This window comes from Bacillus cereus group sp. Bce041, assembly GCF_052646455.1.
In genome coordinates this window covers 253,374-276,311 of the sequence record NZ_JBQXON010000006.1, presented here as the reverse complement: position 1 = coordinate 276,311, position 22,938 = coordinate 253,374, and the positions used below count along the sequence as shown (strand labels likewise).

The window sequence follows — 22,938 nt, the reverse complement described above, 5'->3', positions numbered from 1 at the left end:
CCGTCAGTTTCATTCTGACGGCCTTTCGTATTCCATAAGCATAAATTCTCTTCCGCGACTCAAAAAAATAGTCCCTTGTTTAAATCCGATATTTTTATATAACGTAATCGCTCTTGTATTAAATGTCGCTACGCTTAATCGAAACATTTTTGCATTAAACTCTTTCGTGGCAAACGCTATTCCAGCTTGGAAAAATTCTTTCCCCATTCCTTTCCCAGTTAACGCCGGTTTCATACCAAGTCCGATATCAATCAAATCTTCTCCATCATATAAATTAGCATCTCTTCCACCTGGTACTTGTGCATTTTCTCCAAAACAAAAATAGCCGATGAACTCTCCTTGATCGTCACAACAGCCATAATACGTTCCATCTAATAGCTCTTCTATTACTTCTTTCTCGCCTGAAAAACTATATAAACTATAAGGTTCCTCGTACGTCCACGTATTTATCTTCTTTGCTTCTTCTATCGTTAACTTATGTATATCCACTTTCTCTTTCCCCCTATTATATTTCTATTAACAATATTCGATATTCATCTTATAATTCATCTTTCTCAATATATTTTTTAAATTTATCGCTTCATTTTTATGGAAGATTTTTCTTATTATGTTACGATTAAACAGAATCATTACAAATAAGGTGGTGACAATTTGAATTACTTTTCTTATCTCTCCTCGGAAGAACGGCAAAATTTTTTCTATAAAGAACCTCTTAGTTTTTCAAAAAATATAGGGAAAGAACAACTAGCTTACGCACTAGGCGCCACACTATATACTCCTGGCACGAAAGAAACAATTGCGGAAGATATAATTAGAAAGAAACATGTGGATGCTACCTCAATTATTCTTTGTCTAGAGGACGCTATCAGCGATGAGGAAGTAAAACTTGCAGAGCAAAACATCGTCGTTCAAATACAGCAAATCGCTAACTTAGTCAGTGCCAACATACTAAATCAAGCAGACATCCCGCTTCTTTTTATTAGAGTTCGACAGCCAAGTCAACTGAAGACAATTGTTACTGAATTAGGTAGTGCTGTTCATTGTTTATGTGGTTTTGTCTTTCCAAAATTCACACCGATTAACGGAAAGACTTATATCGATCAGCTTGCATATATAAACGAGTTATACTCATTATCGCTATATGGCATGCCGATTTTAGAATCCCCCGAAATTATGTATAAGGAAACACGGGCAGAATCATTATTACAAATAAAGGATTTACTAGATTCTTATCACGATTACATCTTAAATGTACGTATTGGTGCTACTGATTTTTCAAGTCTATTTAGTATTCGGCGCAATAAATACACACCTATCTATCATATTACCGTTGTCCGTGATTGTATTTCAGACATTATTAACGTTTTCTCAAGGGCAACAAATGAATATATTATTTCAGGATGTGTATGGGAATATTTTTCTAATGATCATGAAGAAGGGCTTATTCAAGAGGTATCACTTGACCATGCAAATGGCTTAATCGGAAAGACAGTTATTCACCCATCTCATATTAAAGTTGTACAGGCAATGCACATTGTCACAATGGAAGATTATTTAGATGCGAGATCAATTTTACAAAATGCAGATACGTATAATGGAGTGCTAAAAAGCAGTTTTTCTAACAAAATGAATGAAGTAAAACCTCATTATGGCTGGGCTCGCAAAACCATTTTAAAATCTAATATTTACGGGGTGCTACATGAAAACAAACAATTCACCGATCTCCTTATTACAAACGCAAAGCAACACGTATAACGTTTTAAATAATATACAAGTCCATGTAGAAGTACGTGATAATCCATATAATTTAGCGCTAGACAATCTTTTTCAAATGGCTGCGAGAATAAATAAGAAACGTAGTTTTTTATTTATGAGTACAATCCTTGGAAAGCATCTTCCTATTAAACCTGCAGTCTCTCTATCAAGTGGAGTTGCTCTCGCTGCAAGATATTTGGAAATACTACATAATATTTCTCATCCATTTCAAAAAGAAATTTTAAATCTCATTTCATTAGAAATTGATGAAATCCCAGAGGAAGTATTTCGTTATCAATATCCTCTGCAAGAAGAAGTTGTGTTCATCGGATTCGCTGAAACAGCGACAGCACTTGGTCATTCTATGTTTCAATGCTTTCAAAATGCAAAGTATGTGCATACAACTAGGGAATCGATACCCCACCTAGAATCTGTCATTACATTTGAGGAAGAACATTCTCATGCAACATCGCACCGTTGTTATGTAGATGAAAGCTTTTTTCAAAACAACAACCCGATTGTTCTCGTAGATGATGAGATGACAACAGGAAAAACAGCATTAAATATTATTAGATCTATTCAAAATAAATTCCCACGAGAAGAATATATAATTGCTTCTTTATTAGACTGGCGTTCTCATACTAATAGAAAACAATTTAAACAATTAGAAGAAGAACTTCAAATTAAGATTCATGTTATTTCTTTATTAGAAGGCAGTATTCATACAACTGGCCAACCATTAAATATTGCAAAAACAGATATTCAAATTAAAGAAACAAAACCTGATTTCAAAAAGCATACCCTTACCTGTCCAAAATCACCCTATACATCAAATTATATAAAATATACTGGGCGATTTGGCATTTCAGCATATGAACAAAAGCACATTCATTCTTTCGCTCAAGAAGCAGGAAAAACTTTAAAAAGAGAAAGAATGGGAAAACGAACACTCTGTCTCGGAACGGGTGAATTTATGTATATCCCAATGAAAATTGCTGCTGAAATGGGTGAAAATATTTTATATCAATCTACAACAAGAAGCCCTATCCATCCTGTTTCAAATGATGTAAACTACGCCATTCATAATCATTTCTCATATCCAAGTCCTGAAAATTCTACTATTACAAATTACTTTTATAATATTTCACCTCATGATTACGATGAAGTATTTGTTTTTATTGAGCGTGATTTAGGAGAAGAAGCCCTGTTTCCTCTTCTACAGCAGTTACAAACAGTTATTCCTTTTATTCATATCGTCTCATTTTCAAATAGCATAGAAAAGGAAGGTTGATAATTATGGTAAAAGTAAATTCTCATATTAGTAGTTACAATCCAAATGATGCTATTTTTCTATTAAAAGATATTAGTGATTTAATGAAAGAAAGTTCCACGGAAACTAGAGAACAAGCAATTCAAGCTGGCACACATTATTCCGAAATGTTACCAATGGAATATAAACCATCTAAAGCGTATATGGATTTATTCTTTTCTTCCCTGCAACAATATAAACACAAACTAGCCATCGCTGTTGGAGTTGTCGCCGAACAGATTATACAAACTAAAGGAACTAACCTTGTCCTCGTTTCATTAGCTCGTGCTGGTACACCTATTGGCATTCTTATCAAACGCTACATACGCTATCAATACAACCTTGATGTACCTCACTATTGTATTTCTATTGTTCGCGGACGCGGTATTGATGAAAATGCACTCCATTATATTTTGGAACATCACCCTAAAGAAACAATTCAATTCATTGATGGGTGGACTGGAAAAGGTGCAATAAAAAAAGAATTAGAATATGCAGTACACACATTTAACGAACGAAATAATACACACATTTCTCATTGTATGGCTGTGCTTGCTGATCCCGGTTACTGTACTTCAATTTACGGTACACGTGAAGATTTTCTTATTCCTAGCGCTTGCTTAAATGCAACAGTCTCTGGACTAATTAGTCGCACTGTACTAAATGACACCTATATCGGTCCAAATGATTTTCATGGTGTTAAATATTATAAAGATCTAGAACAAGAAGACTTATCAAATTTCTTCGTTGATGAGGTAACAGAGTTATTCCCTTCTGTTCATTCTCATATAGATAATCAATTACGTTATATTACTTCAACTTACACTGATCCCTCTTGGCAAGGATTAAAAGATATACAGTCTATCCAAAATCACTTTGAAATTGACGATATTAACTTAATTAAACCAGGAGTCGGTGAAACAACTCGTGTATTACTCCGGAGAATACCGTGGAAAATTTTAATACGTAAGCAAAACAATCCCGATTTAAAGCATATTTTACTTCTCGCTAAAGAAAAGAATGTCCCAATTGAAATCTATGAGAATATGGCTTATTCATGTTGCGGGCTCATTAAGCCTCTTAGGAAGGAAACAAGATGATTTTCGCCAGTGATCTTGATCAGACGCTTATTTATTCCCGGAAATCGTTTCGTGCCCCTATAGAAGATGAATCAATTCAACTCATTGAAACTATAGATGGGAAAGAAATTTCTTTCATATCACATAAAACCATTTCACTACTAAAAAAATTACAACTGCACTCACATTTCATCCCAGTTACAACAAGAACTATTAAGCAGTTTCAGCGTATTGCTTTATTCCAAAACGAAATCATTCCCGAATACGCCATTACAAGTAACGGCGGCAATATCCTTCATAACGGGAAACAAGATGGTACTTGGAACAGGAAAGTAAAAGAAAGACTATCGGTTGAATGTATAGAGAGAAACGACATACTAAAGGAATTTGGACAAATAGCTCATAAGGATTGGGTTATATCGCAAAAAACAGCTGATGATCTATTCCATTATTGCATTATTAAACGGGAGAACATTCCTTATGATGAATTATCATCCTTCACTTCCTGGTTAGACAAACAAGGCTGGAATCATTCACTTCAAGGTAGAAAGCTATACTTTGTACCAAAACCAATTAATAAATGGGACGCCGTGCAATATATAAAAGAAATTTTGCAAATAGATACGATTATTACAGCTGGGGATTCTTTACTTGATTTATGCATGCTTGAAAAGGCGAACCATGCCTTCGCACCACTTCATGGTGAGTTAGGGGCAATGCATGATAACTTACAACCCCATATTTTAAAAACAGATGCAATCGGCATATATGCCGCAGAAGAAATCGTAAATAAATCACTTCAAATTATTCACAGTTCATTACCTACCTCATGATCATCATATGCACAATTGCATACGCACCGCGGTTAAACAGATGGTACAATTTATTTGAATCGCTGTTGCTACACTTCTTGATTAGAGAAAAGGCGTTAACACGGAAATTAGCGTCTTATCAACCTCAAGCAATTGGCACATTTTGTCATCTTACAAGACACTCGAACGAGTGTCTTTTTTCTATATCCAACAAGGACTTACTCATTTCAAAGTATAAATACATAAAATAATGTAAATCATGACACTCATGAATCACTTTCTAAAAGTTATAAAGTAGATTCAAAATAAAAAAGCACTCTTAACTAGAGTGCTTTTTACTTTCAAACAAGGAGGCTACATATATGGATAGTACTCTCGTATTTAACTTCGGCATTGGTATTGTTATCATTTTATTCGTCTTCTTTGTACTTTGTATGAGCGGGGTATAAAAAGGCAATTTTCGAGCGTCTTTTTATACATACATATGTATTACTTGACTTCTATAAAAGTAGTAACCATAATAGTTACAGAAATACAAATAGCTATTCACATATCCACAAATAGGAGGAAGAAAAATGAAACATGTAATCGTTTATGCACACCCGAATACAGAAAGCTTCAACCATGCGATTTTAGAAACGGTAAAAAGTGAATTAGAAGGAAAAGGTCACGAAGTACGCGTTCGCGATCTATACGAATTAAACTTTAATCCAGTATTAGGCGCTTCCGATTTCATCTCATTTTCTCAAGGAAACACACCAGAAGATATTAAAGAAGAACAAGAATATATCTCTTGGGCTGACAGCATTACATTCATTTATCCAGTGTGGTGGGCGGGACTTCCTGCTATTTTAAAAGGATACGTTGACCGTGTATTTAGCCATGGATTTGCTTATGCTTACAGTGAAAACGGCATTGAAAAGTTATTAAGCGGTAAAAAAGGATTGTTATTATCTACAATGGGCAATACGAAAGAGGCATACACAGCAGGCGGCATGTTTGATGCAATGAAGAAAACAGCGGATGTTGGTATTTTTGAATTTACAGGCATTGAAACAATTGAGCATACATTCTATACAAGTGTCCCTTCTGTGGATGACAGTGTGCGTAAGCAATATCTTGAAGAGGTTAAAAACGTTGTGAATCGTGCATTCTAATAAAAAAACTCCGGCTTTAACAACCGGAGTTTTTTTATTTCATCATTAATTTCGGAATATATCTTTGAAGAATGCTTTCTAATTCATTCATATCTTCCTGTCTAATAAGTAAATTCACATTGTCATTCATTTTTTCTCGCCCGCGATATAAAAATATATTTTCTTTTGGATTTTCCCATGTTGATGTTTTATAGCCTTTCAATTCTTCATATGAATAAAAGTTTAATCCATCTATTACACCTTTTTCATATATTTGTACACTTTTAATAAGATGTATAGCTATTAAAGTCATAAAACAACTTGCTACAGCATGAATACCTAGCTGAATAAAAAACTGTTCAACTGTATCAATATCGCCACTTACGTACTGAGCATATATATACATACATTGTCCAATGAAATATGCTGGTCCAAGTAATGCAATCCAACGTCTTTTCACCCGAGGATACATTGCAATAAGTTTTCCTGCGCTTTTTTTCATTTCATTTATTTTATATATTTTCCATAGAACAAAGAACAAAACGCATAATGTAAAAACAAGCATAATACATGACATCCAGTACATTCTTATTCCTCCCTTATATCAATACATTTAAATTTTACATTCCGCATACCTATAGTACATATGCAATTATGCATAAAAAATGCAGGTAACCTCTTCCGGCTACCTGCATTTCATTACATCTTCTCAATCCACTCCGTCAAGTTATGCACAACTTGCGTTGGTTGTACTTCGTATTCTGTTAACTTCTCCACAGTTGTGACTCCAGTGTGGACAAGAAGGGTATGCATACCAGCATTTATTCCTGCTAAAATGTCTGTATCGTAGTTATCCCCAACCATTAATGCTTCATTCTTTTCTATGCCAAGCACTTTCAAAGCTTGTTCCATAATGATTGATTCTGGTTTTCCGATAAAGATTGGATCCACACCTGTTGATACTGCTACAACTGATGTTAATGAACCATTACCTGGTAATAATCCTCGCTCAGTTGGGATGGCAATATCCCCATTTGTAGAAATAAACGTCGCGCCATTACGCACAGCAAGACACGCTTTTGCTAATTTTTCATATGTGATGTCACGATCTAAACCCACAACAACGAAATCAGGATTTTCATCCACAAGTTCAAATCCTTTTTCCACAAGTGCATCGTGTAAGCCTTCTTCACCAATCATATATACAGTTGCGTCTTGTTTACGTTCATAAATGAAGTTCGCAGTCGCCATACTCGTTGTGAATACTTGCTCTGCTTTCGCTGGAATATCGAAACGAACAAGCTTTTCTGCTACCTGTTCCGGTTTGCGAGTTGAGTTATTCGTAACGAATAAATATGGAATGCCGCGCTCTCCTAATGCTTTTACGAAGTCGCTTGCTTCTTCAATTTGTTCTTCTCCGCGATACATCGTACCGTCTAAGTCAATTAAGTAACCTTTATACATCGATTATGTCTCTCCTTCTATGCTAACGTTCTCACCTTATCATACCACTCTTATATTACCCGCTTTTCCAAAAGAAAAAAACGCTTTACCTTAAAGCGCCCCATAACGTTCATTTTTTCTCTTTTATTTGGTAAGAACAACTACAATCGCCCTCGCACATATTTGCTAGCGTTTTCACTTCTGCGTTCGTAAATAAACGCTTATACATTTCTTTTTCATCTTCACACACTTGCGGGAATCTCTCGGCAATTTCCTTTAACGGACAGTTTTGTTTTTCAATTACGAAGGATTTCTCTCCATCTCTCTTTATTTGAACCATATAGCCATTTTTCTCTTGCATAGCTGCTATCTCTTGCACTTTATATGCTAAATTCTTTTGATTACTCACTCTCTTTTGTAACTGTTCTTCCATTCGCTTCGTTCTCTCTTTTAAAACGTAACGAAGTATTTTTTCATCGCCCATTCGAGCTAAATCTTCTAGCATATCAATCGCAAATTGCTTATACTCTTTCGGGAATGTATCTTCTCCCTTTTCGCTTAATCCATACAAATAAGTTGGTCTTCCGACATGTTGCCTTACCATCTTAGAATAAATGAGTCCGTCTTTCTCAAGATTACTTAAATGTCTTCGAATCGCCATTTCTGTAATCTCTAAAACGTCAGCTAGTTCCGCTACCGTGTGCTCTCCCTTTACTTTCAACAATTGTACAATCTCGTCTTTCGTAGTACGTGCTTCCCCCATACTTCACCCTTCTCCCTTTTCTTTCTCACATACAATATAAGATCCCCAAAAGGCATTCTCTGGGGATCTTATAAGCATAATTATTCTGGTACAAATGCAGATACAGGTCCTAATTCCTTTTCTAAATAACTGCGAATATTTGCTGGGTACCTTTCTACCACTGCAATATGTTTTTGAATCGTCTTATATAATTCATCATGATTCATTTGAATATAATCTTGCGTAAGCATTTTTCGAAGAAGGATAATTTCTTTCATCCCTTGTCCATCTTCTTCACTTATCACTCGCTCGTCCATTAAAATATCAATAATATCTTCATAGCTTCCTGGATCGCGCATAATAAATCCATCAATCATCGCATTTCCTACATCTAATACACAATCAATAATAAGATGGGCTATGCGCTCTAATGCGTAAAATTCAAACTCGGTTTCATATATCTTTTTCTCTTGAAATGTACTTGTTGCTCGTTCTAAACATACTAGCATTTGTTCTATTTTCTTTCTGTCTACAAAATACATGAATGTCACCTACCTGGAAATTAAAGCATTTACATTTTAATTGTAACGCTTTCTTCTGAAAAAATCGACAATTTTTCGAATTCACCTTTTCTCCGTTATTTGTTATAGTTATATTTGTATGATTTTTGAAATTGGAGGAATGGAATCTTGGAACGTGAACTCGCACTAGAAATTGTCCGTGTAACAGAAGCAGCTGCCTTAGCATCCGCACAGTGGATGGGCCGCGGAAAGAAAAATGAAGCAGATGATGCAGCAACTACAGCAATGCGTGATATGTTCGATTCAGTAAACATGGCAGGTACAGTTGTAATTGGTGAAGGAGAACTTGATGAAGCACCGATGTTGTATATTGGTGAAGAACTAGGAACAGGTAACGGTCCAGAAGTAGACATCGCCGTTGATCCATTAGAAGGTACAAACATCGTTGCAAAAGGTCTTGCAAATGCAATGGCAGTTATTGCAATCGCAGACAAAGGGAACCTTCTTCATGCTCCTGATATGTACATGGAAAAAATCGCGGTTGGTCCAAAAGCAGCTGGTAAAATTAGCTTAGATGATCCAATTGAAAAAACAATTGAAATTGTAGCAGAAGCTAACAATAAAAAGATTCGCGATCTAACAGTTATCGTTCAAGAACGTGAACGTCATCAAGATATTATTGACCGTGTTCGTGCAAAAGGTGCACGCGTAAAATTATTTGGTGACGGTGATGTTGGTGCGTCAATCGCAACAGCACTACCTGGAACGGGTATCGACTTATTCGTAGGTATTGGCGGAGCTCCAGAAGGTGTTATTTCTGCAGCAGCATTAAAGTGCCTTGAAGGTGAAATGCAAGCTCGCTTAGTTCCAATGAACGAAGAAGAAGAAGCTCGTTGTCGTGAAATGGGATTAGAAGATCCTCGTCAACTTCTTATGTTAGATGACTTAGTATCTGGGGATGATGCAATCTTCTCAGCAACTGGTGTATCTGCTGGTGAGTTATTAGACGGTGTTAAATTCCTTGGCGGAGATTTAGCTGAAACATACTCTATCGTAATGCGTTACAAAACAAGAACAGTACGATTCATTAAAACGCATCACCATTTAGATCATAAACCACACTTAAACTTAGATATTTAATAAAGGAGCCATGTGTATGGAAGAACGTTTCTTTCTGTACGACGATACTGTCGCTACAAAAACTCGTTTCGTTAGCTTTATGGGAGAAAATGAGCGTCACGATTTAGCGCTATTATACTCCGATCGTCATTACGGTAAAACAATTGTCCTTGATATGCAACGCAATAAATTTGCAATCATCGGTGCTGACGATTTAAACGAACCAGGCTACTTAGAGCATGCATTTTCTATGACTGAAGAAATTGCAGAAGAACTACGCTCATTTTTATTTGAACTTATATAATTTATCGTATGCACCAGCTATTTTAGCTGGTGTTTTTTCATCACGAGTATTTAGAATTTTCAATCTTTTGTGTTATAATTAAGAATAAATCTATTTGGATAGAAAGGACGTTATCTACGTATGCCAACAACTACTTTGTAATGGACCAGCAATTGGATAGCATTACTCTCAAAAAAGCACCGTGCTTTTTCAAGGGAGTAGTCTGCCCATTCCCATTACAAAGGAGCGTATTGCATCTGTAGTATGATGTTTACGGAGGTTCCTCTTTGGGGACCTCCTTTTATTCTTGTCTTTTTCTCATGCCTTCATACTACAAGACATCCAAATAGCTGTATTACGTTCCTTTACCACTACTATAAGAGGTGAAGGAAAATGCAGAAAGTACAACTTTCTTGGAGTTTATATGAAAACGAGCAAAACACAATCGAAAAATATTGTAAAAATTGCAGACGTACTACCCTATTTACCGACACAAATATTCGTAGGCATAACGCCAACGGAAAAAACATATACCGCTTTGCCATTTATAAATGTCCGAAAGACCATACGTGGAATCAAAAACTTCGTATTTATAAAGCATTTACTGATCACGTTGAAACAGTCGATATGACGCAGCAGGATCAGCCAGAAACAACTACTACCATTTCCATTACGCAACATCAAGAAAGCGGCATAACCGAAATCACGATCGTATTAGATATTGTTTTCGGTTCCCACCGCATCGATAAAGCCTTATCCACATATATTTCCGACTGGAGCCGTACACGCATTGTGGATAAAATTAAAAATGGGGATATTCAATTAAACGGACAACAAATGAAACCAAATACAATACTTTCTGAAGGCGATTCTATTTCAATTTGTTTATAAGGGGGAGTCTCATGCTAAATGTGAGAAAAGGTACGATGAATTTATTAGACGAATTAGATGCAATGTATACAGAATGTAAAAAAGCGCTCTTACAAAAGAAAATTTATCAATGGGATGATTCATATCCGACTCGAGAACATATTGCCTATCACTTAGAACAAGGTGAACTCTACTGCCTATTTGAGCATGATTCGCTCGTTGGTGCTGTTGTGTTGAATGAGTGGCAATCTCCAGAATATGAGCTAATTGATTGGTCAGAAACACACGGTCGCTTTCTTATCGTCCATTCTTTCGTCATCCATCCTTTCGCCCAAGGAAAAGGATATAGCAAAGTACTTTTATCCTTTTGGGAAAATGAAGCAAAACGAAAAGACTATACGGGCATACGATTAGATGCTTTCACTGGCAATCCCGTTTCATTGCATTTGTATGAAAAGAATCATTATATTTGTCGAGGTGCTGTTTATTTTTCAAGTAAACAGCCTCCTCACAATTGGTATAACTGCTATGAAAAAATCCTCTTACAATTGTAAGAGGTTTTTTTATTTCTTCACTTTTCGTAATACAAAATGTGCGCAACCGAAGTTACAGTACTCGTATAAATACTCCGTTAACGTACTAATTTTCGTATCATATGTCGCACGTTGGTTACTATCATCAAAGAATCCGCGCAATCTAAGTTGCTCATATCCCCAGTCGCCAACGATGTAATCATATTTATTTAAAATTTCTGCATAGCGCTCTTTAAATGCTTCTTCACTAAAACCGTCACGAAAGTTTTTAATTACTTCGTACTGAACATTATTAATGCTCACTGTAGCATGAATCTCTTGCTTTTGCTCCATCATTAACTTCCTCTCTAAGCATTCTTCTTTTTATCGTATCACAAAGCATAACAACCAACAATTTCAAATACAAAAAATTGCAAATTAGTACATGCTATGGAGAAGGAGGTGATACATCGTGAAAAAACAAATTTTACTTTCCCTTCTCACTCTTTCCTTATTTGCAGGCTGCCAATCAGCGAACAAAGCTGAAATGGAACGTGAAGAAGGAAGCCGTGTTCTTGTTTCCAATAAAAACGACATGTATCATACGGAAAATACAAATACAAGACTCACAAGAGTCGGTTATTCTTCTAAACAAAAGCATGAAGTATCTAACAAACAAGTAGGGGCCATTAATCGCGAGAAGGTCGCTGAAATGATTACAAGCATGACAGTCAAACTTCCTGACGTTACAAACGCTGCTACACTCGTTACTGATGATGAAGTGTTCGTTGTATACCGTGCAAACACAACGGATCCAAAACTCGTAGCGGATCAAGTATATAGAGCTGCTTTGTCCATCGTTCCTCGCTATTATAAAGCATATGTATCAACAGACCAAAAGTTGATTTCTCAAATTCAAGGGCTTCAATCTGGCGCATTAAATGATACAGAATATACACAAAGCCTCGATATGTTAAAACGAGAAATGAGTAAAAATCCTCATTTGAACAATACGGGAGATCAGACTTTGAATGATATGATTAAAAAGTAAAACAGGTGGAGAAAATCTCCACCTGTTTTACTTTTTATTTTTTATTACGATCCGCATAAACCTCCATCGCATCACACATAAACTGCGCTAATCCCTCACCAAACTTATCGATATTTTTCGTAAAGCGCTCATCAGCGACGTACATTTGACCGAGTCCTTTAAAAGCATCTAACGAATATTCACCGAAGTTTTGCAAGTAATCGTACCATACTTTAATAGCTGCCTGCGCCTCTTTAGAATCTGGTGCATCGTGTCTAAGCGTTGCTAAATTTCTATAAATAGCATTAAACTCCTCTTGGTTCTCTTTTGACATACCTTTTGCATATTCGTTCGCTTTATCTACAGCTGCGTCTCCCCATTTTTCACGTGCTTCTTCTTCATATGGGTTATGGCTGAAATCGAATCCTTCAAATTTCTCTTTATTCGTCATTTCAATCTCTCCTTTTGTATGCTGAATTGTTTTATCAATCGTCGCAATCACCTTATCTAATCTGGCACGCTTTTCAAGAAGCATCTTCTTATGAAGCTGTAGTGCCTCTTCGCGATCAAATGATGGACTCATGATAATCTCTTTAATTTTCTTCAAAGGGAAGCCAAGCTCTTTAAAAAACAAAATTTGCTGCAATGTCTCTAAATTTTCATTGGAATACAGACGATATCCAGACTCTGTCGTCTCGTCTGGGGTTAACAACCCAATTTCATCGTAATGATGCAGTGTGCGCACACTAATTCCAACTAAATCAGCTACTTCTTTTACTCTCATTGTCATTTGTATCTCCCCCTTAGTACATACGATAAAGTATGACGCAACGTTAGAGTCAATAAGTAAATTCATTTTCTTTCTAAAAGTTTCATCTCTCCCCTATTTCATGCATAATAGATATGTACATATATTAGAAAGCGGTGAAAGTATGGTTTCAAATACTGTAATTGCCAGCATCATTTTTCAACTCATTGTCTCGATTCTGGTCCCAATTATCGTACTCGTTTATTTCCGTAAAAAATATAATATGAATTGGAAAGTGGTCGGCGTTGGTGTTCTTATCTTTATCGGATTCACCCAAATTCTTGAAACACCATTCCACCTATTTATGCGCGGTAATCCAACAATCGCTCCATTTTTAGAAAATCCGTTTGTCTTCGCAATTTATGGCGGATTGACTGCTGGTATTTTTGAAGAATTAGGACGCTTCGTTGCCTTCTTCTTCTTACTAAAAAAATATCTAGAATATAAAGATGGCTTCGCTTATGGAATTGGTCACGGCGGAATTGAATCTATTTTAATTGGCGGTTTTTCTGCATTACAAGCATTAATCTTTGCTAATTCTATTAACGATGGTAGCTTCGCTCGACTGATTGAACAAAAACCCGAGCTTAGCATTTTACAGGACATGTTAATTCAGCAACCTGCCTACTTATACTTCCTTGGTAGCTTAGAAAGAATTATGGCACTCGTGCTTCAAATCGCCTTTACAATGCTTGTTTTATACGCAGTCAAACAGAAGAAATATATCTTCCTAGTATACGCTATACTATTCCACGCATTTGTAGACTTTTTCGCGGCACTTTACCAAACAAAAACAATCAACATCTTCGTTGCCGAAGGAATTACACTTCTGTGTACAATTGGCGCTGTCGTTCTTATTCGCAAAATGAAAGAGAAATTAATGAGTGTACCGGAGTAAAAAATAAACCACCAAAATTGGTGGTTTATTTTTTATATGGATGATAACTTTTGCCCTCTTGCAGCTCCCTCTTTGTTTCTGCATCTATAACGATATATTTATGAAACTCTCCTACTTCATTTTGAATAAAAGAAGCGAAAAAGTATACTTGGCGATCAGAGTGAACAAAAAAATCTTGAAGTACCACTCTACCTCGACAACCGACAGCTGTTTTTTGTAGGAAAGAAAATTCTTCATCAGGCACTTCTTTAAATAAGATTTTTTTCCGAACACTATATGCTGCATTTTTGTATTCTTTATAGATCTTCTTATCTAACTGTTTATAAAAAACATCCTCACTCACAAATGACTTATTTCGATTGCTTGGATAATTTAGTTTTTGATCCGACTCTGCATAAGTTGTGGACAAGTGTATAAAAAAACAAAGACTAAATACAATACATATCATTTTATTCATGATTGCACCTCAAATGTTCATTATCCACATTACTTTTCCACATATTTAAATCAATATACTGTTTCCAATAAAAAGGAATTATTTCTACATTTGTCGAAGTATATAGCGTCAACTTGAAAGATGGGGATGAATTATGAAGAAAATTATTATAATACGACATTGTTCAGCAATTGGGCAAAAACGTGATGATGAATTAACGACCGATGGAAAAGACCAAGCAAACACCCTTGCTACATTCCTCTTAGAAAATCATCTACAAATCGATCATATTATTTCAAGCCCATTTGTCCGAGCTATCGATTCCATTCGGCCCTATGCGCTCCAAGCTAACTTATCTATCCAAGAAGATGAACGATTAACTGAACGCATATTGAGCAACATTCCAATGGATGATTGGATGCAAAAACTAGAATCTACTTTTACAAATATAGATATTGCCTTTTCAGGCGGAGAGTCAACAAAACAAGCAACAGACCGGGCCCTATCGCTTATTCAAGACGTTTTACAATTAAACCATACGACAACACTACTTGTTACACATGGCAATTTACTTACGCTCATTTTAAAGCATTTTGATCATACAATTGGCTTTAATGAATGGAGAACTTTAACGAATCCTGATATTTACGAAATTACAATCGACGAACAATGTATCATAAAACGCTTATGGGAAGCATCGTCCAAGTAATATCCCTTTCCAAAACATTCAGTTGACGCCACGAGAAGAGACTGTTCTAACAATAGAAAGGGGTATCATTTCATATGTACGAAGACGTACTTGCTTTACTACATAAAACAAATGTTTCTTATGAAAAATTCGAACACGAACCAGTACTCGATTATGAGACCGATCGGATCGTACGCGAGAGACTTGGCTTACAAGGCACCCCAAGTAAAAGCTTATTTTTAAAATCAAAGTCTGGAGATTATTACGTATTTTTTACGTTAGAGGGCACAAGGCTCAACCGGGGAGAGATGAAAGAACTATTAGGAGAACGCTTATCTCTCTGTTCTCCTGATGAACTGCGAGACAAAACTGGTTGTACGCCAGGATGTGTGGCTCCTTTCGGATATTCACACGATGTAACAATTATTGTGGATAACGCTATTTATACGTACGATAAAATTTTAATTACACCTGGTGTTCCTGAATTTACAATTGAATTATCCACAGAAGAATTAAAAAAGATTTTATTAACATGTCCAAATACCGTTTTAGAGTACAAACAAAAAGAGAGCTAATCATTAGCTCTCTTTTTTTCATTATTTAGCTTCTGCTGTTTTTTCTTTTGCAGAACGTACTTGCTCGTCCGCATGGTAAGAAGAACGCACAAGTGGGCCAGCTTCACAGTGGCTAAATCCTTTGCTAAGTGCAATTTCTTTAAGCTCTGCAAATTCTGCTGGTGGGTAATATTTAAGAACTGGTAAATGCTTCTTAGATGGTTGTAGGTATTGCCCAAGAGTTAAAATATCCACATTGTTTGCACGTAAGTCATCCATTGCTTCAATTAAATCTTCTCTCGTTTCACCTAAGCCCACCATAATGCTCGATTTAGTTGGAATATCAGGCTGCATTTCTTTCGCTCGACGTAAAAACTCTAATGAACGTTCATATTTTGCTCTAGCGCGAACTCGGTCAGATAATCGACGTACTGTTTCAATGTTATGGTTTAAAATATCTGGTTTTGCATCCATTAACATTTTTAAGTTTTCTTCTACTCCACCCATATCAGATGGTAATACTTCGATAGACGTGAATGGGTTTTTACGACGTACTGCGCGTACTGTTTCAGCAAAAACAGCTGCTCCCCCGTCCTTTAAATCATCACGTGCAACCGCTGTTATAACAACGTGCTTTAAGCCCATTTGTACTACTGAATCTGCTACGCGTTCTGGTTCTTGTAAATCAAGCTCAGTTGGTAAGCCTGTTTTAACCGCACAAAAACGACAAGCACGTGTACAAACCGCACCTAAAATCATAAATGTTGCTGTTTTTCTTACAGCCCAGCATTCATGAATATTCGGACATTTTGCCTCTTCACAAACGGTATGAAGATTCTTAGAACGCATCATTTTCTTTAAGCCTGTATAGTTTTCATTCGTGTTTAACTTAATTTTCAACCATTCGGGCTTGCGCTTATATTCTGTTTGTTTTGTCATGGTTATCAACTCCGCACAATATGAAATAGTTTACCGTGTTCGCTTCTTTCAATGTAACATATCTATTCTAACGTATGAAAGCGATTTGCTCAAATGAAGATTCTAAGATTTTTTCCAATCGTTCCCTATAATGAAATACTCCGTATATCCCACACTAAAAAGAGTGATGTTGTGAAAGGAGTCTATTTCATGCTTCGAAAAATTTCTCTTTTGCTTTCTATTTGTTTTCTTCTCCACCAAAACATCGCTTACGGTGAAGATAATCAGCAAAGCATATACGAAAAGCGCATGGCACTATTTAAAGAAACCGAGCAGTCTTCAGGCATTCCATGGTATTACTTAGCTGCAATGGATCAATATGAAAGAAATATACGGAGCGTAAGAAAAGATATTCCGAAAAAACCAGATGCCATCATTTCCCTTTATTTCAAACCAGAAATATGGGCTGGACCTATTAATAGTAACGATACTCTCCCCCATACAATTTCTCTATTTGGCGGAATAGGTTTAGATGGTGACAATGATGGATTTGCAAATGCAAATAGCGACCGTGATCTTCTGCATACCGCAGCGACTATTTTAAGGAAACAAGGAACGTCAGAAGACCGTATTAAAATTATGCTCTGGGAATATTATAGACGTGCAAAAACAGTTGATTTAATTAGCGAATATGCCCAAATTTATAAACATTATGGACGTATTAATTTAGAGGGAAATGCTTTTCCTCTTCCGATCCGTAGTGACCATAGCTACCGTAGTACTTTCGGCGCTGGAAGAAGTTTTGGCGGCAGAAGGATTCATGAAGGAACAGATATTTTCGCCGGATATGGCGTGCCAGTAAGATCGACTTGCTATGGCATTATTGAAACGAAAGGTTGGAACCGCCTTGGTGGATGGCGCATTGGTATTCGCGACCTTCATAACAATTACCATTATTACGCTCATTTAGGCGGGTTCTCAAAAGAAATACAGCTTGGACAAATTGTTGAGCCAGGGAAAGTAATCGGATTTGTTGGTAGCACTGGTTATGGACCTCCTGGTACAGCCGGAAAATTTCCGCCCCACTTACATTTTGGCATGTATAAAGACAATGGCTATACAGAATGGGCCTTCGATCCATACATGCATTTAAGCCTTTGGGAACGCAAAGAACGAGCAAATACAAAACGATAACCGTAGCTGCATTGCTACGGTTATTTTTTATCCATTAAAAGCCTGGCTGAGCCGGATTTCACTTTATTTACAACTAACTATCTGTTTTCTTTTTATCAGGTACAGCAACACTTCCGCTTCCATAATACGTAGGCACTTCCCCTTGAACGATACGCGTCGCAATCGGAACATTTTGTTTCACCGTTATCTCTTTCGTATGAAATGGAATAATTACTTGCAATGTTACTTCCATTTCCATAACAATTTGAATTGCTGTAGTATTAATCCCATGCGGCTCAATTTTTTGTTTAATATCTGTATTCACATGCCCAATTGGCGTGAAATGAATCGGAATATCCGGTCCTATATTACCAAGAAGTGCATTATCAGTTACACGCCCAAAAGGAACTGCCATAGTCGCCCCGTTTTTTTCAGAAATACCTAGCTCCTTCAACTTCCCTTGTTCTACTTGCTGCAAATATTTTTCTATGTACGTGGTCGTTGACGTTACGATTTCATTTACTTGCTTTGTATTTAAATTAATTGTAGATACTTTTCCGTTTTTATCATTCTGTACTTTCATTAATGAATCTACATCGAATCCTTCATTAATTCGATCCTTTACCGCCTTCGTCATAATTGCCGTCGCCATTTTATGCGTCTCTACTTCCCCATATTTAATTAAGGTCGGCTGAATATTATTATTCACAATCCACAACCCTTGCGTAAGTAATATAACAAAAAGAATAAACGACATAAGCAGTATATACCGAAAGGCAATAGGTCCCCTTCGAAACCGCGAGTTTTTCGAGCGAAATATACTCATAAAAAAACCTCCTTCTTATATCATTTCTATGCAAGAAGGAGGGACGATATATGCTTATCTCATTTTTAATAATGCTTCTTTTCCAATCGTTCCTGCTGGAATGCCTAATGCTTCAGCTCCAGTCGTTACCGATTCTAGCGGCGCTTCAAGAAGTTGTTCAATCGTTCTTACACCAACCGCACGGCCAGCAATAATTCCTCGATCACCTAACTTCTCATTTAAAAGACCTACATCTAATGCACCACACATAATATATCCTTTATCGCTCATTACAGCTAGCAAATTTGTCTTTGGAAGTTTCACGCTAACCGCAATAAACGTATAATTATCAATTATAATTGGCTCCACATTAACCATAGTTCACACTCCTCTCTTTCTTATCTGTATGACAAGAGAAAAATGAGTGTTACAAGTTAACTAGCCTATAGTTTAACGGAAGATTTATAAGTTATTAACATATCTGTTAACACATCTCTAAGTAGTTCTGGCATATAATATTGTTTGTCAGAAAGTGTGGATAGCTCTGGGTATAAGTAGCCAAATGTAAACATATCAATTGTTCCTACTGTATATATACGATCTAATTCCAGCGATTCCCCGTTAATTAATACATCTTCGAGTAAAATTTTATTCCCAGGAATCGTATCTGGAATTACTTCTACACCCGCGTAAATCATTTTCCCCATCACTTTCCCACGAAATCCGAATCCTTTCACCTCAAGATTCTCCATATTCGGCTTACGTGCTTTCAAAATAACTTCTCTTAATATCTTTCCTGGAACTTTCAAAGCACACGGATTAATTGGATGTGGACAAATTCTGTGAATATCTCCGCGCGTTACGACACCCTCTTCTAACCCTTCAAGAAGTACACCAGCATTCACCATGCCAATTTCTGCACCGCACCATGTTTTCAGCGCACTTGCTAACATATGAGAAAACGGCGTCTCATGAAACCAATCAACCTGTAATGACTCTTTTAAATGAACGACAGGCTCTGCCATTATATGCTTACTTTCTTCCTGCAGTATTTCAATTGTGGATAACGGCTCGCTATAAGCACCTAACCTTTCCGTCTTAATCGCTCTACCGTCTTTTTTCAACAGCTTCTTCGTCTCTTTATCCACAGTAAGCTGCACGTGTCCAACGTAACGTCCCCACTTTTCACAGCAACAAAGTAAAGTATTATTCATTAGAACACCACGCTCAAATAAATGATGCGTATGTGCCCCTAAAATAACATCTATATCATAATGCTCTGCCATATACTCATCCATACTTTTTCCAAGGTGAGAAAGGACAACTGTAATATGTGCCTCATCTCTCACTTCTTCTAAAATAGACTCTAAATGGATAAGCGGATCTTCAATATGCCAATCGAGCATTTGATAAAACTCTGGATACGCAACAGTTAACCCGATAAAAGCAATCGTAATCCCATCTGTCGTTGTATGTAATTTATAAGGCTTTGCCCATGATGGACGTACACCTTCTTTTTCAAATAAATTTGCGACAAGTACTTCAAATCCAGCATCATCATAGAGCCGATTTAAATGCTCTTTCGCTAACGTAATGCCTTCATTATTTCCGATCGTTACATAATCATATAACGCCTCATTTAAAAGCTTCGTATTCCCAAGCCCATTTGTCGCTTCCGAAATACTATGAAAACGATCCACATGATCGCCGATATCAATCGTCAAAACAGTCTCTCCCGCTTCCTGTCTTCGCTTTTTCTCCCCTAGAACAAACCGAGAAATTTGCGGCCAATTTTCAAAATGACTATGTATATCGTTTGTATGATAAAGGTGGATGATTGTTTCTTTATTTGTATTCAGAGAAAAAACCTCCTCTCAGTTCCTTACTGCCATTTACGCTATGCGCACACAATAATCCTGTAAATACTTTTCGTCTTTTCTTGCTATTTTACATTGTACTCGCATTGTGAGAAAAAGCAAAAGATTGTCCTTTTTATATGAGAAACTTTTGCTAATGCAGGAAATAATTCCAGATAGTGGAGGGAGGGGTGGATTTGTCAAAAAGTTTAATAGAGAATTCAGTGGGTGGTTGTTCAAGTGGATTTGTCTTAAACCTAGTCGTTCTCTGTTCTTATAAAATGTTTGGGGTATATGAGGATTTTCTTTTGTCTTATCTTGTCGACAGATCGATATTCCTTGTCGAAACGTTGATATATTGAAATAATCGTTGATATATTCCCGTTTATGATCGATATATTTGAAAAATCGTTGATATATTTAGCTGAACACCCACCCGGGTATCCTCTCCCAAGCCAAGACAAATCCGCAAAACAAAAAAGCGCCCTGCACAGCAGGACGCTTTCTTCATACATATATTATCCAGTTCCAGCGGCTAGAATGTTCGGTGGCTTCACTTCTTCCTATGAGGCAAAAAGCGCCTCTACGTCAGAAGCTCCATCCCCCTCACATTCTGAACGAGCCGCTTCCACTTTAAATATGTCCAGCTTCGCCTCCTAGACCCTCATGTCTAAGAACCTTCCGCACGAGAAGATAAAAAGCATCTTCTGTGCGAAAGAACCTTAGCCAACGGGTCTGAACAGTCGGCTCCGCATTTCTATTTAACCGATAGAACCTTCCATCTCAAACTTGATTAGGCGGTTCATTTCAACTGCGTATTCCATTGGAAGTTCGCGAGTGAATGGCTCGATGAAGCCCATTACGATCATTTCTGTAGCTTCTTGCTCAGAAATACCGCGGCTCATTAGGTAGAATAATTGTTCTTCTGATACTTTCGATACTTTCGCTTCGTGCTCAAGTGAAACGTAATCGTTTTTGATTTCGTTGTAAGGAATTGTATCAGATGTAGATTGGTTATCCATGATTAACGTGTCACACTCGATGTTAGAGCGAGAGTTTTTCGCTTTTGGTCCGAAGTGTACGATACCACGGTAAGTTACTTTACCACCATGCTTCGCAATCGATTTAGAAACGATTGTTGAAGACGTGTTTGGTGCTAAGTGAATCATTTTCGCACCAGCATCTTGGTGTTGGCCTTTACCAGCAATCGCGATAGATAATGTTAAACCACGAGCGCCTTCGCCTTTTAAGATAACTGCTGGGTATTTCATCGTTAATTTAGATCCGATGTTACCGTCAATCCATTCCATCGTTGCGTTTTCTTCACAAACCGCACGTTTTGTAACTAGGTTGTATACGTTGTTCGCCCAGTTTTGGATTGTTGTATAACGGCAATATGCATCTTTCTTAATGATGATTTCTACTACCGCACTGTGAAGTGAGTTAGTCGTGTAAACAGGTGCTGTACAACCTTCTACGTAGTGTACGTGTGCGCCTTCGTCTACGATGATAAGCGTACGCTCGAATTGTCCCATATTTTCAGAGTTAATACGGAAATACGCTTGAAGTGGTGTATCAACTTTAACACCTTTTGGAACGTAGATGAATGATCCACCCGACCAAACTGCAGAGTTTAATGCAGAGAATTTGTTGTCTGTTGGTGGGATTACTTTTCCGAAATGCTCACGGAAAATATCTTCGTTCTCTTTTAATGCGCTATCTGTATCTTTGAAGACGATTCCTAGAGCTTCTAGGTCTTCTTTCATGTTGTGGTATACAACTTCAGATTCGTACTGTGCAGATACACCAGCTAAATATTTTTGCTCAGCTTCTGGAATACCTAATTTATCAAATGTTGCTTTAATTTCATCAGGTACTTCATCCCAAGACTTCTCAGATTTCTCAGATGGTTTTACGTAGTACGTAATTTCATCGAAATCTAAGTCGTTTAAGTCGCCGCCCCATTGTGGCATTGGCATTTCGTAGAACTTATCCAGTGATTTTAAACGGAAGTCTAACATCCACTGTGGTTCTTCTTTCATACGTGAAATTTCTTCAACGATCTCTTTTGTTAAACCGCGTCCAGCACGGAAAATCGAAACGTCTTTGTCTTTGAAACCATATTTATAATCGCCGATATCTGGCAGTTGCTTCGCCATGTTGGTGTGTCCCTCCTTAGATAACCTCGTTT

General features: G+C 36.9%; 27 protein-coding genes. 14 read left to right on the top strand and 13 right to left on the bottom strand.

Annotated features, from left to right (window positions below; translation table 11 throughout):
• Positions 1-9 precede the first annotated feature (9 nt).
• Positions 10-489, bottom strand: coding sequence for a GNAT family N-acetyltransferase (locus ACUN13_RS20685; RefSeq protein WP_025686783.1), 480 nt, complete (start codon positions 487-489; stop codon positions 10-12).
• Between the two features lie 162 nt (positions 490-651).
• Here ACUN13_RS20685 and ACUN13_RS20680 point away from each other — a divergent pair, with 162 nt between their 5' ends.
• The 5 genes from ACUN13_RS20680 to ACUN13_RS20660 all read left to right on the top strand — a co-directional run bounded on the left by ACUN13_RS20680 (position 652) and on the right by ACUN13_RS20660 (position 6,112).
• Positions 652-1,755 (top strand): HpcH/HpaI aldolase/citrate lyase family protein, encoded by a 1,104-nt coding sequence (locus tag ACUN13_RS20680; RefSeq protein ID WP_025686784.1) that lies wholly within the window; start codon positions 652-654, stop codon positions 1,753-1,755.
• Positions 1,700-3,046 (top strand): phosphoribosyltransferase family protein, encoded by a 1,347-nt coding sequence (locus tag ACUN13_RS20675; RefSeq protein WP_445423934.1) that lies wholly within the window; start codon positions 1,700-1,702, stop codon positions 3,044-3,046. Before ACUN13_RS20680 ends, ACUN13_RS20675 begins: the two co-directional genes overlap by 56 nt.
• 5 nt (positions 3,047-3,051) lie before the next feature.
• On the top strand, positions 3,052-4,164 hold the full coding sequence (locus ACUN13_RS20670; RefSeq protein WP_033696598.1) for a cysteine protease StiP family protein: 1,113 nt from the start codon (positions 3,052-3,054) through the stop codon (positions 4,162-4,164).
• On the top strand, positions 4,161-4,976 hold the full coding sequence (locus ACUN13_RS20665) for an HAD family hydrolase (RefSeq protein ID WP_025686787.1): 816 nt from the start codon (positions 4,161-4,163) through the stop codon (positions 4,974-4,976). Before ACUN13_RS20670 ends, ACUN13_RS20665 begins: the two co-directional genes overlap by 4 nt.
• Before the next feature lie 554 nt (positions 4,977-5,530).
• The gene (locus tag ACUN13_RS20660; RefSeq protein WP_025686789.1) at positions 5,531-6,112 is read left to right on the top strand and encodes an NAD(P)H-dependent oxidoreductase; all 582 of its coding nucleotides are present in this window, start codon (positions 5,531-5,533) and stop codon (positions 6,110-6,112) included.
• A gap of 34 nt (positions 6,113-6,146) precedes the next feature.
• Here ACUN13_RS20660 and ACUN13_RS20655 read toward each other — a convergent pair whose 3' ends face one another.
• The 4 genes from ACUN13_RS20655 to ACUN13_RS20640 form a co-directional block, all read right to left on the bottom strand.
• Positions 6,147-6,677 (bottom strand): hypothetical protein, encoded by a 531-nt coding sequence (locus ACUN13_RS20655; protein ID WP_000289910.1) that lies wholly within the window; start codon positions 6,675-6,677, stop codon positions 6,147-6,149.
• 113 nt (positions 6,678-6,790) lie between these two features.
• Positions 6,791-7,555, bottom strand: coding sequence for a TIGR01457 family HAD-type hydrolase (locus ACUN13_RS20650; protein WP_000276467.1), 765 nt, complete (start codon positions 7,553-7,555; stop codon positions 6,791-6,793).
• A gap of 109 nt (positions 7,556-7,664) precedes the next feature.
• Entirely contained in the window at positions 7,665-8,297 is a 633-nt protein-coding gene (locus ACUN13_RS20645) for a helix-turn-helix transcriptional regulator (protein WP_000503345.1), read from the bottom strand.
• 80 nt (positions 8,298-8,377) lie between these two features.
• On the bottom strand, positions 8,378-8,818 hold the full coding sequence (locus tag ACUN13_RS20640) for a DUF86 domain-containing protein (protein ID WP_025686790.1): 441 nt from the start codon (positions 8,816-8,818) through the stop codon (positions 8,378-8,380).
• A gap of 147 nt (positions 8,819-8,965) precedes the next feature.
• On the opposite strand from ACUN13_RS20640, the gene glpX reads away from it, so the two are divergent.
• From glpX to ACUN13_RS20620, 4 genes are all read left to right on the top strand, one after another.
• Positions 8,966-9,937 (top strand): class II fructose-bisphosphatase, encoded by a 972-nt coding sequence (gene glpX / locus ACUN13_RS20635; protein WP_000439090.1) that lies wholly within the window; start codon positions 8,966-8,968, stop codon positions 9,935-9,937.
• Between the two features lie 16 nt (positions 9,938-9,953).
• The gene (locus ACUN13_RS20630; protein WP_000392606.1) at positions 9,954-10,220 is read left to right on the top strand and encodes a DUF3055 domain-containing protein; all 267 of its coding nucleotides are present in this window, start codon (positions 9,954-9,956) and stop codon (positions 10,218-10,220) included.
• 372 nt (positions 10,221-10,592) lie between these two features.
• The gene (locus ACUN13_RS20625; protein WP_086385640.1) at positions 10,593-11,090 is read left to right on the top strand and encodes a cytoplasmic protein; all 498 of its coding nucleotides are present in this window, start codon (positions 10,593-10,595) and stop codon (positions 11,088-11,090) included.
• Between the two features lie 11 nt (positions 11,091-11,101).
• A complete protein-coding gene (locus ACUN13_RS20620; RefSeq protein WP_025686792.1) occupies positions 11,102-11,623 on the top strand; it encodes a GNAT family N-acetyltransferase in 522 nt (173 codons plus the stop codon).
• Positions 11,624-11,632: 9 nt separating this feature from the next.
• On the opposite strand, the gene ACUN13_RS20615 is transcribed toward ACUN13_RS20620, so the two are convergent.
• The gene (locus ACUN13_RS20615; RefSeq protein WP_000435943.1) at positions 11,633-11,935 is read right to left on the bottom strand and encodes a YutD family protein; all 303 of its coding nucleotides are present in this window, start codon (positions 11,933-11,935) and stop codon (positions 11,633-11,635) included.
• Positions 11,936-12,053: 118 nt separating this feature from the next.
• Between ACUN13_RS20615 and ACUN13_RS20610 the strand changes: the two genes are divergently transcribed.
• The gene (locus tag ACUN13_RS20610) at positions 12,054-12,632 is read left to right on the top strand and encodes a YhcN/YlaJ family sporulation lipoprotein (protein WP_000744132.1); all 579 of its coding nucleotides are present in this window, start codon (positions 12,054-12,056) and stop codon (positions 12,630-12,632) included.
• A 34-nt stretch (positions 12,633-12,666) separates the two neighbouring features.
• On the opposite strand, the gene ACUN13_RS20605 is transcribed toward ACUN13_RS20610, so the two are convergent.
• The gene (locus ACUN13_RS20605; protein WP_000178775.1) at positions 12,667-13,401 is read right to left on the bottom strand and encodes a MerR family transcriptional regulator; all 735 of its coding nucleotides are present in this window, start codon (positions 13,399-13,401) and stop codon (positions 12,667-12,669) included.
• A 100-nt stretch (positions 13,402-13,501) separates the two neighbouring features.
• On the opposite strand from ACUN13_RS20605, the gene ACUN13_RS20600 reads away from it, so the two are divergent.
• Complete coding sequence (locus ACUN13_RS20600) at positions 13,502-14,317, top strand: YhfC family intramembrane metalloprotease (RefSeq protein ID WP_002204855.1); 816 nt, start codon at positions 13,502-13,504, stop codon at positions 14,315-14,317.
• 25 nt (positions 14,318-14,342) lie between these two features.
• On the opposite strand, the gene ACUN13_RS20595 is transcribed toward ACUN13_RS20600, so the two are convergent.
• Positions 14,343-14,774 (bottom strand): hypothetical protein, encoded by a 432-nt coding sequence (locus ACUN13_RS20595; protein ID WP_257115742.1) that lies wholly within the window; start codon positions 14,772-14,774, stop codon positions 14,343-14,345.
• Between the two features lie 133 nt (positions 14,775-14,907).
• Between ACUN13_RS20595 and ACUN13_RS20590 the strand changes: the two genes are divergently transcribed.
• Together ACUN13_RS20590 and ACUN13_RS20585 are read left to right on the top strand one after the other, a co-directional pair.
• Positions 14,908-15,462 carry a histidine phosphatase family protein gene (locus ACUN13_RS20590; protein ID WP_000720176.1) on the top strand — a complete coding sequence of 185 codons (555 nt, stop codon included), beginning with the start codon at positions 14,908-14,910 and terminating at the stop codon, positions 15,460-15,462.
• 74 nt (positions 15,463-15,536) lie between these two features.
• Entirely contained in the window at positions 15,537-16,016 is a 480-nt protein-coding gene (locus ACUN13_RS20585; RefSeq protein ID WP_025686794.1) for a YbaK/EbsC family protein, read from the top strand.
• A gap of 21 nt (positions 16,017-16,037) precedes the next feature.
• On the opposite strand, the gene lipA is transcribed toward ACUN13_RS20585, so the two are convergent.
• On the bottom strand, positions 16,038-16,934 hold the full coding sequence (lipA, locus tag ACUN13_RS20580; protein ID WP_000166372.1) for a lipoyl synthase: 897 nt from the start codon (positions 16,932-16,934) through the stop codon (positions 16,038-16,040).
• A gap of 189 nt (positions 16,935-17,123) precedes the next feature.
• Here lipA and ACUN13_RS20575 point away from each other — a divergent pair, with 189 nt between their 5' ends.
• On the top strand, positions 17,124-18,107 hold the full coding sequence (locus ACUN13_RS20575) for a M23 family metallopeptidase (RefSeq protein WP_445423933.1): 984 nt from the start codon (positions 17,124-17,126) through the stop codon (positions 18,105-18,107).
• Between the two features lie 73 nt (positions 18,108-18,180).
• Here ACUN13_RS20575 and yunB read toward each other — a convergent pair whose 3' ends face one another.
• From yunB to sufB, 4 genes are all read right to left on the bottom strand, one after another.
• Entirely contained in the window at positions 18,181-18,912 is a 732-nt protein-coding gene (yunB, locus tag ACUN13_RS20570) for a sporulation protein YunB (protein ID WP_000021803.1), read from the bottom strand.
• A 54-nt stretch (positions 18,913-18,966) separates the two neighbouring features.
• Entirely contained in the window at positions 18,967-19,269 is a 303-nt protein-coding gene (locus tag ACUN13_RS20565) for a YunC family protein (protein ID WP_000248466.1), read from the bottom strand.
• A gap of 65 nt (positions 19,270-19,334) precedes the next feature.
• On the bottom strand, positions 19,335-20,726 hold the full coding sequence (locus tag ACUN13_RS20560) for a bifunctional metallophosphatase/5'-nucleotidase (RefSeq protein ID WP_071739820.1): 1,392 nt from the start codon (positions 20,724-20,726) through the stop codon (positions 19,335-19,337).
• A gap of 782 nt (positions 20,727-21,508) precedes the next feature.
• The gene (sufB, locus tag ACUN13_RS20555; protein WP_001118827.1) at positions 21,509-22,906 is read right to left on the bottom strand and encodes a Fe-S cluster assembly protein SufB; all 1,398 of its coding nucleotides are present in this window, start codon (positions 22,904-22,906) and stop codon (positions 21,509-21,511) included.
• Between the last annotated feature and the right edge of the window lie 32 nt (positions 22,907-22,938).